4 protein-coding genes are annotated in these 3,845 nt (G+C 53.4%); all 4 read right to left on the bottom strand.

Annotated features, from left to right (window positions below):
- The coding region (locus L696_RS0101270; protein ID WP_025682034.1) for an aspartate ammonia-lyase at window positions 1–1,096 on the bottom strand (1,096 nt) is incomplete at its 3' end.
- Between the two features lies 1 nt (window position 1,097).
- A complete protein-coding gene (locus L696_RS0101265; protein ID WP_025682033.1) occupies window positions 1,098–1,688 on the bottom strand; it encodes a 4Fe-4S dicluster domain-containing protein in 591 nt (196 codons plus the stop codon).
- 131 nt (window positions 1,689–1,819) lie between these two features.
- Window positions 1,820–3,325: a [FeFe] hydrogenase, group A gene (locus tag L696_RS0101260; RefSeq protein WP_245233262.1), complete on the bottom strand. Its 1,506-nt coding sequence runs from the start codon at window positions 3,323–3,325 to the stop codon at window positions 1,820–1,822.
- Window positions 3,326–3,358: 33 nt separating this feature from the next.
- Window positions 3,359–3,845: 4Fe-4S dicluster domain-containing protein (locus tag L696_RS0101255; protein WP_025682031.1), on the bottom strand; the 487-nt coding region annotated here is incomplete at its 5' end.

The raw sequence follows: 3,845 nt of genomic DNA, 5'->3' as shown, positions 1-3,845 counted from the left end.
CGTTCAGCTCTAGCTGCCCGGAGGCAGCCGCCATCGTAATCGCTGCATCTTCGGCTATCACGCGCAACGCCGTTAGCCCGGCCAGCTCAGCCATCACCGGGTTAATCTTGCCGGGCATAATGGATGATCCGGCCTGAACTGGAGGCAGAGTGAACTCGCCAATACCGCCGAGAGGACCGGAGGCCAGCAGGCGAAAATCGCCTGATATTTTGAACAGGTTCACAGCGGCGGCTTTGAGCAGACCGGATACCTCCACAAAGACATCCATATTCTGAATCGGGTCCATCGGGTGGTCACTTCGGGATAGCCCAAAGCCAGTCTCGTCCGCCAGCTTCTCAACCATCCGATAGCTGTAAGCGCGAGGCGCATTCATGCCTGTGCCGATCGCCGTACCGCCAATAGGGATTTCCCGCAGCCGTTCCTCGGCTTTGTATAGGCGCCAGCGGTCACGTGCCACGGCCTTTGCGTAAGCGCCAAAGCCTTGCCCCGCCATCATGGGCAGGGCATCCATTAGCTGTGTGCGACCTAGCTTGAGCAGATCGGCATATTCCGTTTCTTTGTGCTGTAAAGACTCCTGTAACGAAGCCATCGCGTCACATAAAGGACGAAGCAGTCGAATGGCCGCAATTCGTAATGCTGTCGGATAAACATCATTCGTGGACTGACAGCAGTTCACATCATCCAGCGGATGTACTAGCTCGTACTGTCCGGGTTTTCCACCAAGCCGCATAATCGCCAAATTAGCAATGACCTCATTGACGTTCATGTTGGTGCTGGTGCCTGCACCGCCTTGCAGGGCATCGACTGTGAACATATCCAGATGCCGTCCGGCGAGCAATTCATCGCAGGCGTCTATCATTGCAGCTGCCCGGTGGGGAGGGAGCCGATTTTGCTCACAGTTCACCTGAGTGGCTGTCTTCTTCACCAGGACGAAAGCGTGAATCAGCTTCCGGTTCACAGGTCTGCCGCTGACCGCAAAGTTGTTCATCGCACGTGCGGTATGAATGCCGTAATAGGCGTTGGCGGGAATCTCCATTTCCCCTAGCGCATCCCGCTCGGTCCGCGTATCCTTTTGCAGAGGAAGGGCTTCAGTCATGTCAGAGACCTGTTGCCGGAATGCGCGTCATATGCAGTAACTGGCGTGCGCTCGCAGCTCGCTTTTCCTCAACACGAGCCTGAATCAGATCCGGCTCAACCAGCTTGAGGGCACGTGTTGGGCATTTTCCAATGCAGGCGGGACCACCCTCTATGCCTTCACACAGATCACATTTGCTGGCAATCATGCGTTCCTTGGGCTGCAAACGCCCTGACACATTGGTGTACAGTCCGTCCTGAACTACAGCTCGCCCGTCCCGATATTCGGGTACCATGGTAATGGCGCCGTAAGGGCAGGCGATCATACAGGTTTTACAACCGATACAGCTCTCACTGTTAATGAGAATACAGCCGTCCGCGTTCGTAATGGAGCCGTTCGGACAAGCGTTGGCGCAGGGGGCATCCTCACAGTGACGGCATTGGACAGGGGCAGTGACCCCAATGGATTTAATAACCTTCAGACGTGGGTGAAAATGAAATTCGTCATCTGGCGAGATAAAAGGGTTACCTGCTGAATGTGCGATGACACATGCGATTTCACAGGTACGACAACCGATACACTGATCGGGATCAGCTAAAACAAAACGGTTCATACAACTCGACTCCTCTCTAACTAACGACAAAATACATTGGATACAGGATGAACACGGACAAGACTCAGTAGCCTCTTATTAAGCATGGAGAGGCAGGATTCCTCCATGGTTCACCCTTTTAACTTAACGTGCTAATGAATGGGGTTACCTGTATTCTCTTTAGCGGGAGCATCACAGCTCCGGCTTTGCTTGCCTGGTCCGCGTTTTTGGAAGGTTGTGTGCAGCAGATGATGCGATACATGACCAAGCGGCTCACCTAAAAATTCATCGTACAGCTTAATAATGTGAGGATTTTCATGCGATTTTCGCACCTGAAGCCCCGCATCATGTCCATAAATAGAGGATTTGCGTGCACGGTAAGCTTCAATCCGGTGTTTTTCCAGCATGAGCTTGGGTTGACCGCCACCGCTAATACATCCGGCAGGACAGCCCATCACCTCAATAAAATGATAATCACATTCGCCTGCCTGCACACGATCCAGCAGCCCATAGGCATGTTGTAGCCCCGCGACGACCGCTACCTTAAGTTGTAGCTCGCCCACCTGAATCTCAGCAACTCGAATGCCTTCCTCACCGCGTACAAAATCCAGTTGGAGTTTCGGTAGCTTTTCATTCGTCAGCAGCTCGTAGCCTGTACGGATGGCGGCTTCCATAACGCCTCCGGTTACACCAAAAATGGACCCTGCTCCTGAATAACGTCCTAGCGGTGAATCGAATTCTTCATCTGGCAGATTCATAAAATCAATGCCGCTTTTCTTGATCCAGTATGCCAGTTCACGCGTTGTCAGTACCTCATCCACGTCACGGTACCCGTCGGATTCCATTTCAGGACGATCACATTCGAATTGCTTGCAGGTACAAGGCATGATCGCGACGCTATAAATGTTCGCAGGCTCCACCTCGTCCAGTTGTGCACCATAGGTTTTGACCAGCGAGCCTAGCATTTGCATAGGTGATTTGCAGCTGGATAGATGGTCCAATAGATCGGGATATTCAATCTCGGCAAACCGAACCCATGCCGGACAGCAGGAGGTAAACATCGGAAGCGGCCCACCTTCGGTTACACGACGAATCAACTCAGTGCCTTCCTCCATAATGGTGACATCAGCTCCAAAGTTGGTGTCATATACCCGGTCAAAGCCCAGACGGCGCAGAGCTGCGGCCATTTTACCTGGCGTGAGCGTGCCAAATGGCATACCAAATTCCTCCGCGATTGAAACGCGAATGGCTGGAGCACATTGGACGATCCGAAACTGTCCCGGTTTCGTCATCCTGTCGGTTACCTTATTCAGGCTACCGCTATAATAGGCAGCGAATAGTGGTTCTCCGATGTCAGCAGGCATATCGCGCTCACGCATACGCTCCTGTCGTCTGCTTGCGGCTTCCTGTGGAGATGAATCTGCCCAATCGGATGCGTATACGCTGCATATTTGTACACACTGGCCACAGATCACGCAACGGTCTGCATTCACGGTTTGCGGCTCTCCGGGCTGTCCTTCTATGGCATCTACCGGACAAACCCCTGCACAGCGTCTACACCCGGTACACATACTGGGGTCAATATGAATAATGGGTTTGGTGCAATCTGTCGTCTCCATACAAGGAGCCGAAGGGGCATTGTTAGTTGTTATGGACATCTTATTTCTACCTTTCTGCGGCTGATTTTGGCCTTACAGGCGAGGGAAGAAGACTTCCCGCCGACGCTCGGGAAGCGGATCGGACTCGACTATAGCCAGCCGTAGTACATCGTTTGGACAGGCTTCTACACATGCAGGCTGTCCTCCGTTTGTGTCTGCGCACAGGTCGCATTTGCCTGCCGCGGTCCGGGGGAGCGCCTTGTGAGCGACACGGTCGGTCAAGCCGGGCTGCGTCATGACTCTTCCTTCCCGGTAGACGGTAGATACCTCAATGGCCCCGAAGGGACAGGCCAATACACAAGAGGTACAGCCGATGCACAGCTCCTCATCAATCATGACCACACCGTTCTCCTGTCGAATGGCCTGAACCGGACAGGCATGTGCGCAGGGCGCATTTTCACAATGCCGGCATTGAATTGGTACATATGTGCTTCCGCTACGCACCACATACACCTTGGGCACTACCGGCACGTTGACAGTACCAATAGAAGCGCCCACGTTGTTACTCTGTCCGTGGACG

Source organism: Paenibacillus maysiensis, from assembly GCF_000520815.1.
Taxonomy (GTDB): Bacteria; Bacillota; Bacilli; order Paenibacillales; family Paenibacillaceae; genus Paenibacillus; species Paenibacillus maysiensis.
This window is presented reverse-complemented; position numbering and strand designations above follow the sequence as displayed.